The organism is Thermococcus nautili, from assembly GCF_000585495.1.
In the GTDB taxonomy this organism is placed as follows: Archaea; Methanobacteriota_B; Thermococci; order Thermococcales; family Thermococcaceae; genus Thermococcus; species Thermococcus nautili.
Genome location: NZ_CP007264.1, coordinates 805593 through 822121, shown reverse-complemented (window position 1 = coordinate 822121; position 16529 = coordinate 805593). Strand labels below are relative to the sequence as shown.

At 52.6% G+C, this 16529-nt stretch carries 15 protein-coding genes, 3 tRNA genes and 1 pseudogene; 17 read left to right on the top strand and 2 right to left on the bottom strand.

Annotated elements, in window-relative coordinates:
• Positions 1 to 2: 2 nt before the first annotated feature.
• The 15 genes and pseudogenes from BD01_RS04520 (at position 3) to BD01_RS04450 (ending at position 13870) form a co-directional block, all read left to right on the top strand.
• On the top strand, positions 3 to 395 hold the full coding sequence (locus BD01_RS04520) for a DUF1699 family protein (RefSeq protein ID WP_042690571.1): 393 nt from the start codon (positions 3 to 5) through the stop codon (positions 393 to 395).
• Between the two features lie 41 nt (positions 396 to 436).
• Complete coding sequence (locus BD01_RS04515; RefSeq protein WP_042690568.1) at positions 437 to 1237, top strand: GTP cyclohydrolase IV; 801 nt, start codon at positions 437 to 439, stop codon at positions 1235 to 1237.
• A gap of 439 nt (positions 1238 to 1676) precedes the next feature.
• Positions 1677 to 2015 carry a hypothetical protein gene (locus BD01_RS04510; protein WP_042690565.1) on the top strand — a complete coding sequence of 113 codons (339 nt, stop codon included), beginning with the start codon at positions 1677 to 1679 and terminating at the stop codon, positions 2013 to 2015.
• Between the two features lie 34 nt (positions 2016 to 2049).
• Positions 2050 to 3156, top strand: coding sequence for a hypothetical protein (locus tag BD01_RS04505; RefSeq protein ID WP_042690563.1), 1107 nt, complete (start codon positions 2050 to 2052; stop codon positions 3154 to 3156).
• A 261-nt stretch (positions 3157 to 3417) separates the two neighbouring features.
• Positions 3418 to 3768, top strand: a complete 351-nt coding sequence (locus tag BD01_RS04500; RefSeq protein WP_042690560.1) for a hypothetical protein — start codon at positions 3418 to 3420, stop codon at positions 3766 to 3768.
• Positions 3769 to 3814: 46 nt separating this feature from the next.
• Positions 3815 to 4873: a hypothetical protein gene (locus BD01_RS04495; RefSeq protein WP_042690559.1), complete on the top strand. Its 1059-nt coding sequence runs from the start codon at positions 3815 to 3817 to the stop codon at positions 4871 to 4873.
• Positions 4874 to 4957: 84 nt separating this feature from the next.
• Positions 4958 to 5725 (top strand): ABC-2 transporter permease, encoded by a 768-nt coding sequence (locus tag BD01_RS04490; RefSeq protein ID WP_042690556.1) that lies wholly within the window; start codon positions 4958 to 4960, stop codon positions 5723 to 5725.
• Positions 5722 to 6186, top strand: coding sequence for a hypothetical protein (locus BD01_RS04485; protein ID WP_042690553.1), 465 nt, complete (start codon positions 5722 to 5724; stop codon positions 6184 to 6186). The genes BD01_RS04490 and BD01_RS04485 overlap by 4 nt, the downstream gene beginning before the upstream one ends.
• On the top strand, positions 6183 to 6932 hold the full coding sequence (locus BD01_RS04480) for an ABC transporter ATP-binding protein (protein ID WP_051482160.1): 750 nt from the start codon (positions 6183 to 6185) through the stop codon (positions 6930 to 6932). The genes BD01_RS04485 and BD01_RS04480 overlap by 4 nt, the downstream gene beginning before the upstream one ends.
• Before the next feature lie 54 nt (positions 6933 to 6986).
• Positions 6987 to 8063 carry an HD domain-containing protein gene (locus tag BD01_RS04475; protein WP_042690551.1) on the top strand — a complete coding sequence of 359 codons (1077 nt, stop codon included), beginning with the start codon at positions 6987 to 6989 and terminating at the stop codon, positions 8061 to 8063.
• Between the two features lie 98 nt (positions 8064 to 8161).
• Positions 8162 to 10360, top strand: a complete 2199-nt coding sequence (locus BD01_RS04470) for an elongation factor EF-2 (protein WP_042690548.1) — start codon at positions 8162 to 8164, stop codon at positions 10358 to 10360.
• A 291-nt stretch (positions 10361 to 10651) separates the two neighbouring features.
• The gene (tuf, locus tag BD01_RS04465; protein WP_042690545.1) at positions 10652 to 11938 is read left to right on the top strand and encodes a translation elongation factor EF-1 subunit alpha; all 1287 of its coding nucleotides are present in this window, start codon (positions 10652 to 10654) and stop codon (positions 11936 to 11938) included.
• Positions 11939 to 11988: 50 nt separating this feature from the next.
• Positions 11989 to 12297: a 30S ribosomal protein S10 gene (rpsJ, locus tag BD01_RS04460; RefSeq protein WP_042690543.1), complete on the top strand. Its 309-nt coding sequence runs from the start codon at positions 11989 to 11991 to the stop codon at positions 12295 to 12297.
• Between the two features lie 12 nt (positions 12298 to 12309).
• Positions 12310 to 12396: transfer RNA gene (locus BD01_RS04455), tRNA-Ser, on the top strand.
• A gap of 165 nt (positions 12397 to 12561) precedes the next feature.
• Positions 12562 to 13870, top strand: a pseudogene (locus BD01_RS04450) (RNA-guided endonuclease InsQ/TnpB family protein).
• A gap of 135 nt (positions 13871 to 14005) precedes the next feature.
• On the opposite strand, the gene BD01_RS04445 reads toward BD01_RS04450, so the two are convergent.
• Together BD01_RS04445 and BD01_RS04440 are read right to left on the bottom strand one after the other, a co-directional pair.
• Positions 14006 to 15214, bottom strand: coding sequence for a DEAD/DEAH box helicase (locus BD01_RS04445; RefSeq protein ID WP_042690540.1), 1209 nt, complete (start codon positions 15212 to 15214; stop codon positions 14006 to 14008).
• A 71-nt stretch (positions 15215 to 15285) separates the two neighbouring features.
• Positions 15286 to 15363 (bottom strand) — tRNA-Lys (locus BD01_RS04440).
• A gap of 90 nt (positions 15364 to 15453) precedes the next feature.
• Here BD01_RS04440 and BD01_RS04435 point away from each other — a divergent pair.
• Both BD01_RS04435 and BD01_RS04430 read left to right on the top strand, forming a co-directional pair.
• Entirely contained in the window at positions 15454 to 16224 is a 771-nt protein-coding gene (locus BD01_RS04435) for a DUF835 domain-containing protein (RefSeq protein ID WP_042690538.1), read from the top strand.
• A 37-nt stretch (positions 16225 to 16261) separates the two neighbouring features.
• Positions 16262 to 16349, top strand: a tRNA-Leu gene (locus BD01_RS04430).
• Positions 16350 to 16529 lie beyond the last annotated feature (180 nt).

The following is a 16529-nucleotide window of genomic DNA, read 5'->3' as shown; positions in this document are numbered from 1 at the left end:
GCATGAAGGTTCGGGTGAGTGCCAAAACCTACGACGAGCTTCTGCGGAAGCTTTCCGAGCTCGACGAGGACGTCACCGAGGTCTACGTTAGTTTAAGACCCACCAAGGAGGTCGTTGTTAAAATCCTTGAGAACGCGCCCAACGTGAAGAGGATAAGCTGTCCGCCGAGCCTCTATCCAAAGGTCTCCAAGAGGGTCATCTACGCCCTCGGTCAGCTCGGTATAGAGCTCGTCCCCGAGAACAGGCCCAGGGGAAGGCCGAGGAAGTACGACGAAAAAACGGTGAAGCTCGTCCGCGAGCTGGCCAGGAAGGGCGTTCCAATGCGGGAAATCAGCGAGCGCCTCGGCATTCCCCTGAGGACCGTTTACTACATGGTGAACGAGCTCCGGGCTTAACTTTAAAAGACCTTTTCTCAAGCCAACCCCGGGTGAGAGAAGTGATTGAGACCCAGGAAGAAGTTCCGGAGATTAGGGAACCCCTCAGGCGCGTCGGCATAACCAACCTCAGGAGCGTCGCCAAGATTAACTGGAAGGGAAAGGTCTACACGTTCCTCCCGCTCTTTGAAGTCACGATAGACGTCCCGGCCGAGAAAAAGGGAATCCACATGAGCAGGCTCGTGGAGAGCATAACCGAGGCCATGAGCGAGGCCGTCGAGGAAGAGGTTAGGGAGGCCCACAGCTCGCTTGAGGAGCTTGGAAAAGCCGTCATCAGGCGCCTTGAGAGCAAACACCCGCACAGAAGGGCGGAGGTCTGGATTAAGACCCACCTCATAATTCCCAGGGAAACGCCGGCGAGCGGGAAGACGAGCTACGAGCCCTACGACGTCGAGGTCGGCGTCATAAAGAACGAGGACGGCACCTTTGAGAAGGTCCTCCGCGTCAAGGTGATTGGGAACACGGTCTGCCCGCACGCGATGGCCAACAACAACGGCAAGACCCACATACAGCGCGCCATCGGCGAGCTCGAGGTCAGGACGGCCTTCGACGAGGAGATAGCGCTCGAAGATATGATTGACGTTGTCGAGAGCTCCTTCAGCCACCCGACCTACACGCTCCTGAAGACGGTTGACGAGAACGCGGTTGTGCAGGGCATGTTCGCGAACCCGAAGTTCGTTGAAGATGTTGCACGCGAGATTTTCGCCAAGGCCCGGGAGAAGTTTAGGGGCAAAATCCACGTGCGCGTAATCAGCAACGAGAGCATTCACAAGCACGACGTCATAGCCGAGACGTGGAGCTAAGCATGAGCTCGGATTTATTTACCCCTCCTTATCTCTCCTCCCTGTGATTCGCGAGAACGGGAAAAAGCTTCGATGGACTATGAAGCGTCACCCTCTTTTTCTCTTGCACGTCTGGACGTCCCGAGATATAACCAAAACACGTACTGCCTTGGGAGTTCTTTGATGGTGGGGAAGTTGGTACTCCAAACTAACCGAATACGTGCGTGATAGCCAAATGTGATGTGACTTGAAAATGGCAAAGTTATTACTGATTAATAGCTTTTTAGCAATATTAATGTCAAACATAAACGGCATCTTCCCGAGCTTTTTTCGGGATATTTTATCCAAGCTCGTTTTTTTTCAGCATTTTATCCTAAGGTTCTAAGTAAGACTTAAATATCGGCTAGACATAACAATAATCGCCCGGAAGGACATAATCCCGGGCAGGAGGGTCCGCATTATGAAGAAGTTGGTGGCCTTGCTGTTTGGACTCTTGGTAGTGGCTACTGGATTTGCAGCAGCAACCATCTGGGAAGTTACTGCAGTGCACCAAAGGAACGAAGGACACTACGGCTGGGCCTATGCAGAGGTTGGAGTTAAGTACGACGTCCAGCATCCGTACACCAACTACCAGATAACTTACAGGTATGGAACTGGAGGCCTTCTTGTGCCAGGATATACAGCAAACGTTAACAAGTACTGGGATCCCAATGGAATCACTGTTGAGACAGTTGTCAAGAATAGCGAGGGCTTCGTGATGGAAAAGGTCTACGCTTCTGCTGGCTGGCCGTACATCTGAGCCCTCTATTCTTTAATTTTTGGAGGTTGAAACGATGAAACCCAACACCTATCATCTGCTTGGAGTCACTATGATTTTCCTACTAATCTTGACTGGAATGGAAGCAGTAACCGCCGCCCCCTACTGGGTCAAGCCAGGAGTTTACATTGAATACATTGCCGAAAGATATGACCCATATATCCAGTACTTAAACGGTAAAGGCTATGTCAGCAACATCTCGAAGGCCACGTCGGTTATCTTTTACGAGTATAACGGGACGGTTTTCAGGATTCTGACACTCAACGACACTAAAATCAGGTTCAGAGTATTGGAAATAAGCAATAACTTGGCCACAATTGGAGTTAGGATTGAGCTCAACAACGTTTCTATACTGACACTGGTTAAGAAAAACACAACACCACCCAAGTTCTGGGACGTCGGCACCTCAGATGTCATCATAGAACCGCCTCACGACCCAAGCATCCCGGAGGACATGGTCTGGTATAAGATATTTACAAAACGTGCGGTCATAACGGGAGTCTATAAACTCCGGCTTAATGACAGTGCAGTTTTTGACCTGAACGGTAAATTCTACGGCCATACCGGCCTGTGGTACCAGGCCACAGAAGACTGGAACCCCTCACTCCCCTTTATAGTTGAACCTGGGAACGTTAGTTATTACATTCAAAAAACAGGCTCATGGAAAAGAAGCTTCTGGACACCTTATGGAACTTTTGGTCCTCCAGTTGGGGTACTCAATCTCGAATCCAAAGGGGGCACAATCGAAGTGTCAATTGGCAGAATATTCAAGATATTTGAGCGAACCGTTTCCCCAAATAGCACCTCCACAGTACTCTTTGACCCTAATTCGGGCATTATCATAGGACATTCACCAACCGAGTTCACTTTTCCGGACCTTCAGGCCATAGGAGTCATCTTCGGGTTTTTCAACGACCAGCGGGGAGCCTACCTCAACCAGGTAAAAAGGGACTATTCAACGTGGAGCGGATTACTACTGTACGGGACGAACGCTGAGTTCCAGAAGGTCAAGGAAGTTAAATTCGAAAGTCCTAGTTCTCAACTGAAGTATGTGTTCATGGTCTCCCTTGGAGCCCTTGCACTAACTGGGGTTAAAAGAATAATTGGGGGAAAATCCAGATGATTGCCAGAGCGTGGAAAGGAACGACAGTTTTCAAACTAAAATGGAGAGTTTGCCATTTTATTTTAAAATTTTATTACCGAACCTTTTCTCATTTGACAATAAAGTGTGAACTAGCTTTGAAAATCTTTAGTGGATATTTTGACCAGTTTCGATTGTTTTTCATAATTGTTCACAAAAGTTCGAAGTAAAACTTAAATATTGTTGGACGATAGTTAACACTGCCCGGGGGCAAGATAGTACCCGGGCAGGAGGGTCCACACCATGAAGAAGCTGGTTGCCGTACTGTTCGGACTCTTGGTAGTGGCTACCGGACTCGTGGCAGCGACGACTTGGGCTGTTACTTCGGTCCATAAAACAAGTACTGGCGAGTATGGCTGGGCTCTCGCTGAGGTGGGAGTCAAGTACGATGTCCAGCACCCGTACACCAACTACCAGATAACTTACAGGTATGGAAATGGAGGACTCACTGAAAAAGGAAAGGAAAAAGGATATACATACTTCCACTACAACAAGTATCCTGATAGGGACTCAATAACTTCAATAACTGTCGTTCTTTCTGGAGCTACTGAAGTCGAAGAAGATATAGCGACTGCAGGCTGGCCGTACATCTGAAGCTTGCTTTTTAAATTTTCTAATTTTTCTATAAGGAGGGACGCTGATGAAAAAGCATTGTCTATTTGCACTTGTCACAATAATGCTCTTCCTTTTCACACTTCCGATTTCAACAGCAACTCCCTACTGGGCTAAGCCTGGAGTTTACATTGAGTATACCGCCAAAAGATACAACCCGTACATTGAAAGTCAAGTTAACCGCGGTATAAAGCCAGAACTTGTTACTACTGCTTCCCTTCTGTACTTCAGAAATGGAACTTATTACTGGGTGGACTGTCACAATGATACTCTCATAAAATTCAAGATACTCACGGAGAGGGGGGAATACCTCACCATGGGTGTCCTCCTTAACCTTAAAAACGTGACAATCAAGTTTGAGGCTCAAAATGGTACCCAGATTAGTGCCTTTTGGAACAGCGCAGATGTAATCTCGACGTCAAAAAGAGTCTTAGCAGATGGAAAAGTCAGTGTGAAAGTCAAACTTCGTTCCCTACGGATATTTGGGGAATATCGCATACGGAAGAAGGATGGAATGGTCTTTGGAATGAATGGGACGCCTTATGGCCACACGTTCATATGGATGGAAAACGTTTCACCGAACATTACGCTCGTAACGTTCCCTATGTACAACTGGAGTGCTACAGTAAAGAGTGTATCCCCTGACAACCAAAGAGGGTTGATAACTTATTATGGGCTTTTTCAACCTCCCATCGTCACGGTGGCTGTCATAGGCCCTCCGTTTAAGATACCCGGGAAGATTGAGTTCACAACTGTCACCCCGGATAGCCTTCGCTACGACCCCTCAACGGGACTGGTATTGAACATCGGAAGTGTAGGAGTGGCCCTCGTTCCGGACCTCGCGGCGATAGGAATTCCGTTTGCATCGTTTACGGATGAATATTACCAGTTTAAGGTACAGAACGAACAGGAAAACAACTATTTGTATCCTACAGGGCTTGTCTTCTATGATACAAACGCTGAGTTCCAAAAAGTCCAGGAAATTCCTTTTTCAAAGGCTAGGACTATCTGGAAATATGTATTTTGGACATCGATAGTTTTCCTTAGCTTTGTTGTGTTAAAAAGAAGTTTTGGGTGGCCAAAATGAAAAACATCCTCCTATCAATCTTTGGTGGCAATGGCATTTACTGGAGATGGATGGGGATAGATTTTAATCAAGGGGGTGGACAAAATGAGTAGACTTAAAACACTCCTGAAATGGGAGTTTAACGACGTTATAAAGGACGTCCTCTTTCTCTTGGGATTGGTGCTCGTTGGCATGTCGATGAAACAGTCCATTATGGACGTTGATTATTCTGCGGGCTTTGTATCTGGAATAAGTATTAGTCTGTTTGGTCCTTCTAAATCTACTGGGGTTTTACATGCAATCCTAGGAATGATGTCCCTCGAAGATGTATGGACGCTGGTCGGATTCCTTACCCTACTCCTTGGCGCTTTATCTTTCCGCTACGACCGGGACAGCGGGGTTGCGCGTTCTATTTACTCGCTTCCGTACTCCAACACCGAAATCTTTGGAGTCAAGTTGCTCTCAATACTCGTCTACAGCGTCCTCATGGTTCTTCTCCCCTTTGCATACGTCACGGTAACGAGCTACGCCAGCATAGCCGGCTACCTGCCGGAGGTAACCTCGGGATTCATGAGCGATGCCCTCATTATTGCGCTCTTCCTGATATTATACCTCGTCGCCGTCGCAACCTTTGTTTCCCTGGCATCTCCAAACGCCTTCCTGGCCTTTATGGTGGGCTTCACCGTAGTCTACGCACCAAAAATCCTGGGACTCGAGAGCATTCCCCCGGCACTCTTCACCTACGCCCTTCACAGATGCGGAAGCACGGACTTCACTCCCTTCACGGCCCAATACCTTGGCTGGGGAATTGCAGTCCCGTTGCTCCTCCTCGGGGCCGCGCTGGTTCTAATTAGGAGGAGGGATGTGGTATGAGGCGCTTCCTCACAGTGTTGCTCCTTGGCCTGTTGATACTCACAATCGGCTCCATTGGGATTTACCACTCATACGAGAACAAAGTCGGCTCCGTTGGCCCAGTTTTCCTTCAACCAATAGAGAGGCAGGGAAACGTGACGGACATAATGATGGTTACCATGTACACCCCAACGAGCTCCCTCGTGGAAGCGTCCTGCAACGGCAACGGGGTCGTTGAGGTGTACGACATCATAACGGGCGAGCTCGTGAACAGGGAGAACATCTACGGGCATCTGACTTATCAGTTCGTCCTGCCACGTGAAGGGGACTACCTTGTCCTCAACAACGGAACCGGGAAGTTGACCTGCGCCTTCCGATTCATCAAGAATTACCCGACGAAGGACGTTCAGAACGCAATCTACGGCCTAGGGACCGTTTTTGCACTGCTCCTTGCCCTGGTCATTTGGAGGTGGAGGAAATGATTATCGAGGCGAGGGATTTGAAGAAATACTTCGGGAGCATCCACGCACTTGACGGGGTTACGGTTAGCATTCCGGAGGGAGTAACGCTGATACTCGGACCCAACGGCGGTGGAAAGAGCACCTTTCTTAAGCTTGCCACCGGGGTCTACAGGCCAACCTCTGGAGAGATAAAGGTGTTCGGAGAAAGTCCCTGGAACAACTGGAGGGTTAAAACCCGCTTCGGCGTTGCCTACGACCCGCCGGCTTTTCCGCAGTTTACAACCGGGCGGGAATGGTTGAACCTCTTTGCGGAGAGCAGGGGCTTCGGAGAGGACGAAATTGAGCGCGTGGCGGAGCTCTTTGAGGTGAAGACCTTTATTGATAAGCGCATAAGCGGTTACTCCTCGGGAATGCTGAAGAGACTGAGCCTCGCGCAGGCCTTCATCGGAAAGCCGGAGCTAGTCTTCCTCGACGAGCCTCTCGCCAATATAGACTTTGACAGCATGGAAAAAGTCATTGAAATCATCGAGGATATGAGGGGGAAGACCAACTTCGTAATCATAAGCCATATCTGGGAGCCTCTGATGCCCATCGTTGACTGGGTCGTCGTGATAGGCAACGGAAAGCTCGTTCTGAGCGGAAAAGCCGAGGAGGTTCAAGAAGAGGTCGAGAGGCTGTTCAAGCCGCACATCAGAAGGAAGAGGGGAGGGAGCACAGAGGCTCCCTCACCTTCCGGGCAGGAGGGTCCGCACCCTGCCAACGGTTGAGTTTTGGGCGGTTAGGTTTATTAGCTTTTTTCTTACTCCCCCATGGCGGTTAACATGAAGCTCGTCCACGACCCGATACACGGCGGAATAGAGCTCGACGACTTCGCGGTAAAGCTGGTTGACACGCCGGAGTTCCAGAGGCTCAGGAGGATTACCCAGCTCGGCTTGGCTTTCCTCGTCTATCCCTCCGCCAGACACACACGCTTCGAGCACTCACTCGGGACCTTCCACATAGCGAGGCTTATACGGGAAAGAAACCCGGAGATTGACGAGGAAGCGGTTTACGCGGCCCTGCTCCACGACCTCGGGCACTACCCGTTCAGTCACACCCTTGAATGCCTCTTCCCGAGGCACGAGGAAAATACGAGATTCCTCATAAGGCATGGCGAAATCGGCGACGTTCTGATGGAGCGCTTCTCGCTCGGGGAGTTCCTTGGCCTTCTCAAGCACCCGCTCGTGAGCGGAGACATAGACGCCGATAGAATGGACTACCTTGTGCGCGACGCCTACTACACCGGGGTCGCCTACGGACTCGTTGACCTTGAGCGCCTTATACGAAACCTCCGCTGGGACGGCGAGAGACTAATTCTCGGCGAGAAGGGGATAATGGCCGGTCAGAACCTCCTGATATCGAGGAGCATGATGTATCCGACGGTTTACCAGCACCACACCGTTAGAATAGCGAGCGCGATGCTGTGCAAGGCCGTTGAGCTCGAAGGGGTTGAGCTTGGGGAGCTCCGGAAAATGGACGAGGTTGACCTCGTGGCGAGGTTGAGGGCGAGCGAGAGAAGGGAAGTCCGCGAGCTCATCGGTGCAATCGAGAACAGAAGACTGTACAAGCGCGTCGTCTGGAGCGGGAAGGAGCTCGATGAAGAGACAATCGGGGAGCTGAGAAAAGAGCTGGAGAGTGAGTTCGGCCACCTCGCGTTGCTCGACTACCCCGAGAAGCCGAGGTTTGAGGAGAGGAACGCATTCGTGGAGTTCAACGGGGAAATTAAACGCCTGAGCGAGGTCTCGCCGGTTGTCAGGGCGCTCGTCGAGGCCAAGGAAAGCAACTGGCGCTGGGGAGTCTACGCGAGAGGAGACCTCGTGGAGAAGGTCAGGATGTTTGTCTCCAAAAGGCTTAAGTAGTTTTGAATCCCTTCCCCGGTTCCATTTTCCAATCGGGAAAAGCTTTATAACCGAGCCTTTTAAGTTAAGCCGACAAGCTCATCCAAAGGTGGTGCGTTATGGGAAGAAGGGAAGAGATGATTGCGAAGATTAAGGAGCTCATGACCCAGCCTGAGAGAATCAGGAACATGGGTATCGCCGCTCACATTGACCACGGTAAGACCACGCTGAGCGATAACCTGCTCGCCGGTGCCGGAATGATAAGCGAGGAGCTCGCCGGAAAGCAGCTCGTCCTTGACTTCGACGAGCAGGAGCAGGCGAGGGGTATCACCATCAACGCGGCCAACGTCTCGATGGTTCACACCTACGAGGGTCAGGACTACCTCATCAACCTCATCGACACCCCGGGTCACGTTGACTTTGGTGGTGACGTTACCAGGGCCATGCGTGCCATAGACGGTGCCATCATCGTCGTTGACGCCGTTGAAGGAGTTATGCCCCAGACCGAGACCGTTCTCAGGCAGGCCCTTCGCGAGTACGTCAAGCCGGTTCTCTTCATCAACAAGGTTGACCGTCTCATCAAGGAGCTCAAGCTCGGCCCGAACGAAATACTCAACCGCTTTGCCAAGATAATCACCGACGTCAACAGGCTCATCAAGCGCTACGCCCCCGAGGAGTTCAAGAGCCAGTGGATGGTCAAGGTCGAAGATGGAAGCGTCGCCTTCGGAAGCGCTTACTACAACTGGGCCCTCAGCGTTCCGTACATGAAGAAGACCGGCGTTTCCTTCAAGGACATCGTCGAGCTCACCAACGCCGGTGACCTCAAGACCCTCAGGCAGAAGGCCCCGCTCCACGTCGTCGTCCTCGATATGGTCGTCAGGCACCTCCCGAACCCGCTTGAGGCCCAGAAGTACAGGATTCCGCACCTCTGGCAGGGCGACATAAACAGCGAGGTCGGCCAGGCCATGCTCAAGTGCGACCCGAAGGGCAAGATGGTCATGGTCGTCACCAAGATAATCATTGACAAGCACGCTGGAGAAGTTGCCACCGGCCGTGTCTGGAGCGGTACCGTCAAGAGCGGTAAGGAAGTTTACCTCATCAACAGCAAGAGGAAGGCCAGAATCCAGCAGGTCGGTATCTACATGGGTCCCGAGAGGATTAACATGGAGGCCGTTCCTGCTGGAAACATCGTCGCCGTCACCGGTCTGAGGGACGCCATGGCCGGTGAGACCGTTGCTGAAGAACCCATCGAGCCGTTTGAAGCCCTCCACTACGTCAGCGAGCCGGTCGTTACCGTCGCCATCGAGGCCAAGAACGTTAAGGACCTCCCGAGGCTCATCGAGGCTCTTAGACAGCTCGCCAAGGAGGACCCGACGCTCCACGTTAAGATTGACGAGGAGACCGGCCAGCACCTCCTCAGCGGTATGGGTGAGCTCCACCTCGAGGTCAAGCTCGTCAAGCTCAAGGAAGACTGGAAGATTGACGTTGACGTCAGCCCGCCGATAGTTGTCTACCGCGAGAGCGTCACCAAGAAGAGCCCAATCGTCGAAGGAAAGTCCCCGAACAAGCACAACAGGTTCTACATCACAGTCGAGCCGATGCCGGACGAGATTTACCAGGCCATCAAGGAGGGCATCATCCCCGAGGGCAGGCCGAAGGACCCGAAGGCGGTCGCCAAGAAGCTCGCCGAGCTCGGCATGGACTACGAGATGGCCAAGGGCATCGTCGACGTCTACAACGGCAACATGTTCTTCGACAACACCAAGGGTATCCAGTACCTCAACGAGGTCATGGACCTCCTGGTTGACGGATTCCACATGGCGATGGACGAGGGACCGCTCGCCAAGGAGCCGGTTATGAAGGTCATCGTCAGGCTCCACGATGCCAAGATACACGAGGACAACGTCCACCGCGGTCCGGCCCAGATTTACCCGGCCATCAGGACTGCCATCCACTGCGCCATGATGAAGGCCGGTCCGGTCCTCTACGAGCCGTACCAGAAGGTCATCATCAACGTTCCCTACGAGTACATGGGTGCCGTCAGCAGGGAAATCAACCAGAGGCGCGGTCAGCTCATCGACATGAGGCAGGAAGGCGAGGTCATGATTATCATCGCCGAGGCCCCGGTTGCCGAGATGTTCGGATTCGCCGGAGCCATCCGTGGAGCGACCAGCGGAAGGGCCCTCTGGAGCACCGAGCACGCCGGATTCAAGCGCGTCCCGAACGAGCTGGCAGTCAACATCATCAGGCAGATACGCCAGAGGAAGGGCCTCGACCCGAACCCGCCGACCGAGAAGGACGTCTGCCCGCAGCAGTGAAGCCGTCCCGGCTTCTCGTTTCTTCACCTTTCTTGAATTTTGACTTTGGTTCACATTCCGGTCTTTTCTTCAGTCCAATCCCGTCGCTCCGAGAACGGGGGGCCCAATTTTAACAAATCCGCGTTCAATAGCGATTAGTTAACTTTTTAAACTCGCCCCGCAAGTTAGGGTCGGAACTCATGAGGTCCCCCCGTAAACGGCGGGTTCCCCGCCCGAGGGGACCGAGGTTCGAAAGATTTAAAAAGCCGTCCTAGTCAACGAGACTAGACCAAAAACTGGAGGTGTTTGAAAATGCCGAAGGAGAAGCCGCACGTTAACATCGTCTTTATAGGCCACGTCGACCACGGAAAGAGCACCACCATCGGTAGGCTGCTCTTTGACACCGCGAACATTCCGGAGCAGATTATCAAGAAGTTCGAGGAGATGGGTGAGAAGGGTAAGTCCTTCAAGTTCGCTTGGGTCATGGACAGGCTCAAGGAGGAGCGCGAGAGGGGTATCACCATTGACGTCGCTCACACCAAGTTCGAGACCCCGCACAGGTACATCACCATCATCGACGCTCCCGGTCACAGGGACTTCGTTAAGAACATGATTACCGGTGCCAGCCAGGCTGACGCCGCCGTTCTCATCGTTGCCGCCACCGACGGTGTCATGCCCCAGACCAAGGAGCACGCCTTCCTTGCCAGGACCCTCGGTATCGGCCACATCATAGTCGCCATCAACAAGATGGACATGGTCAACTACGACCAGAAGGCCTTCGAGAAGGTCAAGGCCCAGGTCGAGAAGCTCCTCAAGATGCTCGGCTACAAGGACTTCCCGGTCATCCCGATTAGCGCTTGGGAGGGCGACAACGTCGTCAAGAAGAGCGACAAGATGCCCTGGTACAACGGCCCGACCCTCATCGAGGCCCTCGACCAGATACCCGAGCCGCCGAAGCCGACCGACAAGCCGCTCCGCATCCCGATTCAGGACGTCTACTCCATCAAGGGTGTCGGTACCGTTCCGGTCGGCCGTGTCGAGACCGGTATCCTCCGCGTTGGCGACGTCGTCATCTTCGAGCCGGCCAGCACCATCTTCCACAAGCCCATCCAGGGTGAGGTTAAGTCCATCGAGATGCACCACGAGCCCATGCAGGAAGCTTACCCGGGTGACAACATCGGATTCAACGTCCGTGGCGTTGGTAAGAACGACATAAAGCGCGGTGACGTTGCCGGACACACCAACAACCCGCCGACCGTCGTCAGGCCGAAGGACACCTTCAAGGCCCAGATAATCGTCCTCAACCACCCGACCGCCATCACCGTCGGATACACCCCGGTCCTCCACGCCCACACCACCCAGGTCGCCGTCAGGTTCGAGCAGCTCCTCGCCAAGCTCGACCCGAGGACCGGTAACGTCCTCGAGGAGAACCCGCAGTTCATCAAGACCGGTGACTCCGCCATCGTCATCCTCAGGCCGACCAAGGCCATGGTCATCGAGCCGGTCAAGGAGATACCGCAGCTCGGCAGGTTCGCCATCCGTGACATGGGCCAGACCGTTGCCGCCGGTATGGTTATCTCCATCCAGAAGGCCGAGTGAAGGCCTTCTCTGACCTTTCCTTTACTTCCTAAACTTTAGGAGGGACGGAAATGCAGAAGGCGAGGATTAAGCTTGCGAGCACCAACATTAAGGCCCTCAACGAAGTCACCGACCAGATTAGGCAGATTGCCGAGAGGACCGGCGTTAGGATGAGCGGTCCAATCCCGCTCCCGACCAAGAGGATAAGGATTACCACCAGGAAGAGCCCGGACGGAGAGGGCTCAGCAACCTTCGACCGCTGGGAGCTTCGCGTTCACAAGAGGCTCGTTGACATTGAGGCCGACGAGAGGGCCATGCGCCAGATTATGCGCATCCGCGTTCCCGAGGATGTCACCATCGAGATTGAGCTCATCTCCTGATTTCCTTTATGCGCCGGGGTAGCCTAGCCTGGGAAGGCGCGGGCCTGGAGAGTCCGTGGGCGCATGCCCGCCAGGGTTCAAATCCCTGCCCCGGCGCCAAACTCCTTTTGTCATCTCCCCTCATTGGGGCTGTTCTCGTGTGGTGATTTACATTTTTCTCTCGAAAGCCTCGCCATTCACGGCGGGGATGCAGTAAACCACCAACCAGTCTTTAAACAGGAAAGCAAACTATTTTAAAGCCTAAAAACCATACCATTCATTGAAATGAAGCGAACGGTAACGCTAAAACTCCAACCCTCAAAAGAACAAGCAAAAATCCTCCACCAGTTAGCCGACCTTGGAGCCAAAGCATGGAACCGAGTAAACTACCTGAGAAAATGGCAATACTTCCAAGAGCGAATCGTAGACTTTAATTCAACAGAGAAAACCGTTTATGAAGAGTTTAAACGGGAAATTGGCTCAGCCACAGTCCAGCAAATTTGCAGGAAGAACGCTGAAGCTTGGCGTTCGTTCTTCTCCCTCCTTCGGAAGAAGAGGAATGGTGAACTACCAGACTGGCTTAAACCCAAACTACCAAACTACCTGAAGGAGGACGGAAAGAGAAAACCCTTAATCGTCCTCCGGAACGACCAGTACAGGATTGAGGGCAACAAACTAATTCTCAAAGGCATTGGGGAATTCAAACGCTTGGAAATCCAATTCAAAGGAAGAATTCACCTGAAGGGCAGGCAGGGGCGCTTAGAGATAACCTACGACCCTGTTAGGTGGAAGTGGTATGCTCACGTCAACCTTACTGTTGGGGAGAAACTTGAGGGCGAAGAATGGGTGAGCATCCCAAGGCAACCTAAAGGAAGCCTCTTGGCTGGCATTGACTTAGGAGTGAACAATTTAATGGCCGTTTACGTTGAGAATGGAGAAAGCTTTCTCGTGAACGGGAGACCACTAAAGAGTATTGACTTCTACTGGAGGAAGAGGATTGCCGATTACCAGTCAAAACTCAACAAGAGTGGGGTCAAGACGAGTAGGAAACTCAAGAGAATGCACGAGAAGGCGAAACTTCAGGCCAAACACTACATTAACACAGCAGTCAGGCAGACTGTCCGGAAACTCTACGAGTTGGGCGTTTCTAAAATCGTGATTGGCTATCCTAAGGGCATAGCTCGGAATTCTGATAGGGGTAAAAAGCAGAATTTTCTCCTCTCTCGCGTTTGGCGGTTTAATTACGTTATCAAACGCTTGACGGAAGTTGCTGAGGAGTATGGTGTTCAGGTTGAGCTCGTTGATGAGGCTTTCACTTCGAAAACTTGTCCCGTTTGCGGGAGGCCCCACGAGGGGGCTCGTTTTGTTCGTGGTCTTTATTTGTGTCCCGCGACGGGGCTTGTCTTTAACGCGGATTTGGTTGGAGCGTTTAATATTTTGAGGAAGGCTATAAAAACCATAACCCCGAGCCTTCCGGCCTTATCGGGAGGTAGGGGTAACCGGGGGGAAGGCCCTCCCCGAGGGGCTGAGAGCCCGCTTTTTAGTGGGTTTGAATGAGGCCCCTCAAACCTCCCCGCCAACGGTGAGGGGTTAAACCGAACCCTCGCCCTAGCAGGGGAGGAGGTCAGTGAGCAAATACCAAACATAGAAAAGCACGTTTTCTGATTCAACATTCTCAATGGAGTGGAGTTAATAAGTGTGGAGATAAAAGAACAGAGACCAAGTGGACTCAGTAGCGCCTTCTCCTCTGCCTCGGCCTCTTCTTGCCCCACCTGTGCCTGTATTCGTTCTCAAGCTCGTCGCGCCGAACCATTTCCCGGTACTCCTTCGGAAGTTCTTCGCTCAGCTCCGACTTCCTGACGTCAACTCCCGCCTGCCTCGCTATGTACCTGAGTCTCCTGAGCTCACCGGGCGCGATGAAGGTTATGGCCTTCCCCTTCTTCCCCATTCTACCTGTTCTGCCAATCCTGTGGATGTACTGCTCTGCGTTCATGGGGATTGAGTAGTTGACAACGTGGCTTATCTCCGGGACGTCAAGTCCCCTCGCGGCAACGTCCGTCGCCACAAGAATCTCGGTCTTCCCGCGCTTGAACCTTCCGAAGGTTCTCTCCCTTGAGGGCTGGCTCATGTCCCCGTTGAGGGCCTCGGCCCTAAACCCGTCCTTCCTGAGCCTCTCCGCCAGCTCCCGAGTTTCCACCTTCGTCTGGCAGAAGATTATGCCGTAGAAGTCCTCGCTCAGGATTTTCTTGAGGATTCCGTAGCGCCTCGTCGGGACGGCCTCTATGAACTCCTGCTCGACCTCGCCTGGAACCAGCTCGTCCCTGCTCACGATGACGACTTCGGGGTTCTTCATGTACTTCTTGGCGAGCAGCAGAACGTCCATCGGCATCGTCGCCGAGAACATCATCACGCGCTTTTCCCTCGGAGTGGCCCGGAAGATTGCCTCAATGTCCTCCTGAAAGCCCATATCAAGCATTCTGTCGGCCTCGTCGAGGACGAAGAAGCGGAGCGAGTCAAGTCTAAGCGTTCCGCGCCTTATGTGGTCGAGCACCCTGCCGGGCGTTCCAACGACGATTTGAGCCCTCTCAAGGGCCCTTATCTGGGGCCCTATGGGCTGACCTCCGTAGATTGCGTAGATGTCTATCTTCCGCTTCCCGCGGAGTGAGCGAAGCTCCTCGCTTACCTGTATTGCCAGCTCCCTCGTCGGCGTTAGAATAAGCGCCTGGACTTCCTTTCTACTCTCATCAACAAGGTCGAGGATTGGAAGACCAAAGGCCGCAGTTTTGCCGCTTCCGGTCTTTGATTGGCCAACGACGTCGCTCTTTCCGTCGAGAATGAGCGGTATAACTTCCCTCTGAACGTCTGTGGGTTCTGAGAAACCCCTTCTCTCAACGGCCTCAACGGAGGCCTTAGATAAGCCAAGCTCCTTAAAACTCATTTTTCAAGTCTCCTTAACGCTGAAGTTTCAAACGCGCTCCTTCTCAGAACGCGCCGAGGAGAAACGCGTTTTGGCGGGCCGGGGGGGATTCGAACCCCCGACCTGCGGATTAAGAGTCCGCCGCTCTAACCAGGCTAAGCTACCGGCCCACGACCCGAAACCATAGAGGGGAAGTGTATTTATAAATTTTTCGGTCCTGTCTGTTCGCAACTGTTATTAGGTTCGGGGGCCCAAGTATTATGGGGGCACTGGAATTGGCTGGGGAATTTCAGACTATAAAGCTTCTCGCCGAGATTGTTGCCTTCGCTACCCTTACATCTGCCGTTGTGTTAGCGTACTCGCTCCGTGATGTTCTGGCGGGCTACGTCGATAGGAGAACCTTGAAGGGAGTTTTTCTGGGAATATTTATCTTCTGGCTCGGCTATCTTGAGAACGTTTTTAATGACCTATACAAGACGGAGCTCACAAAGGTTCTTGATGATATCTTGGTTGCCGTTGGTATGACAATAATTGTCGTGACGGCGTTTCAAATGAGAAAGCAAATCAGGGCAGTGAAACCAAAAGTTGTGACCAAAGGACCGAGCTTTTTAAAACCCGGGGCATACATAACCGGGCTCGTGGCGCCTTCTATGATACTCCCTCTTCTTCAGGGAAGACAGCTACTTGCAATCACGAGACATCCAAAACCGTACGAGGAGCATGGTATTCCTTATATCTGGATTAGCAACGTTCCGGCTGAAAATGCCGTAAGACCCACGGAACTTGCCCCTCTCCTTCACAAAGTGCTCTCAAGTGCCGATGGGAACACTTTCATAATCGTGGACGGACTTGAGTACTTAATCCTGAACAACGGTTTTGAGCCCGTTATGAAGTTCCTCATGAACCTGAAGGACAACCTTCTCACGAGGAATGCCGGAATGGTGGTGATAGTTGACCCAAAGACCCTCGATGACCGGCAGATGAACATGCTGATGAGGGAGTTCGAGAGGTTGCCCCTCCAGAAACCGTAAAATTTATAAAGGCCCCAACGCCCTTATATCTGGCAACGCGGGGGTTGCCGAGCCTGGTCAAAGGCGCGGGATTGAGGGTCCCGTCCCGTAGGGGTTCCGGGGTTCAAATCCCCGCCCCCGCACCACAACAGCCCTTGCTTCGCAAGCGCTGGCGGAAGGTTAAGTGCCTTTCTAAAAATTGCAGGTTTTTAGAAGGTGGGTTTCTATTGGATTCACTCCATCTGTAAGTGTTTCATTTGGAGAAGGCGCCCTTCGGGCGCCGATATTGAAATCGAAACTATCTCAAAGGGGTTTTGTCGTAGTGG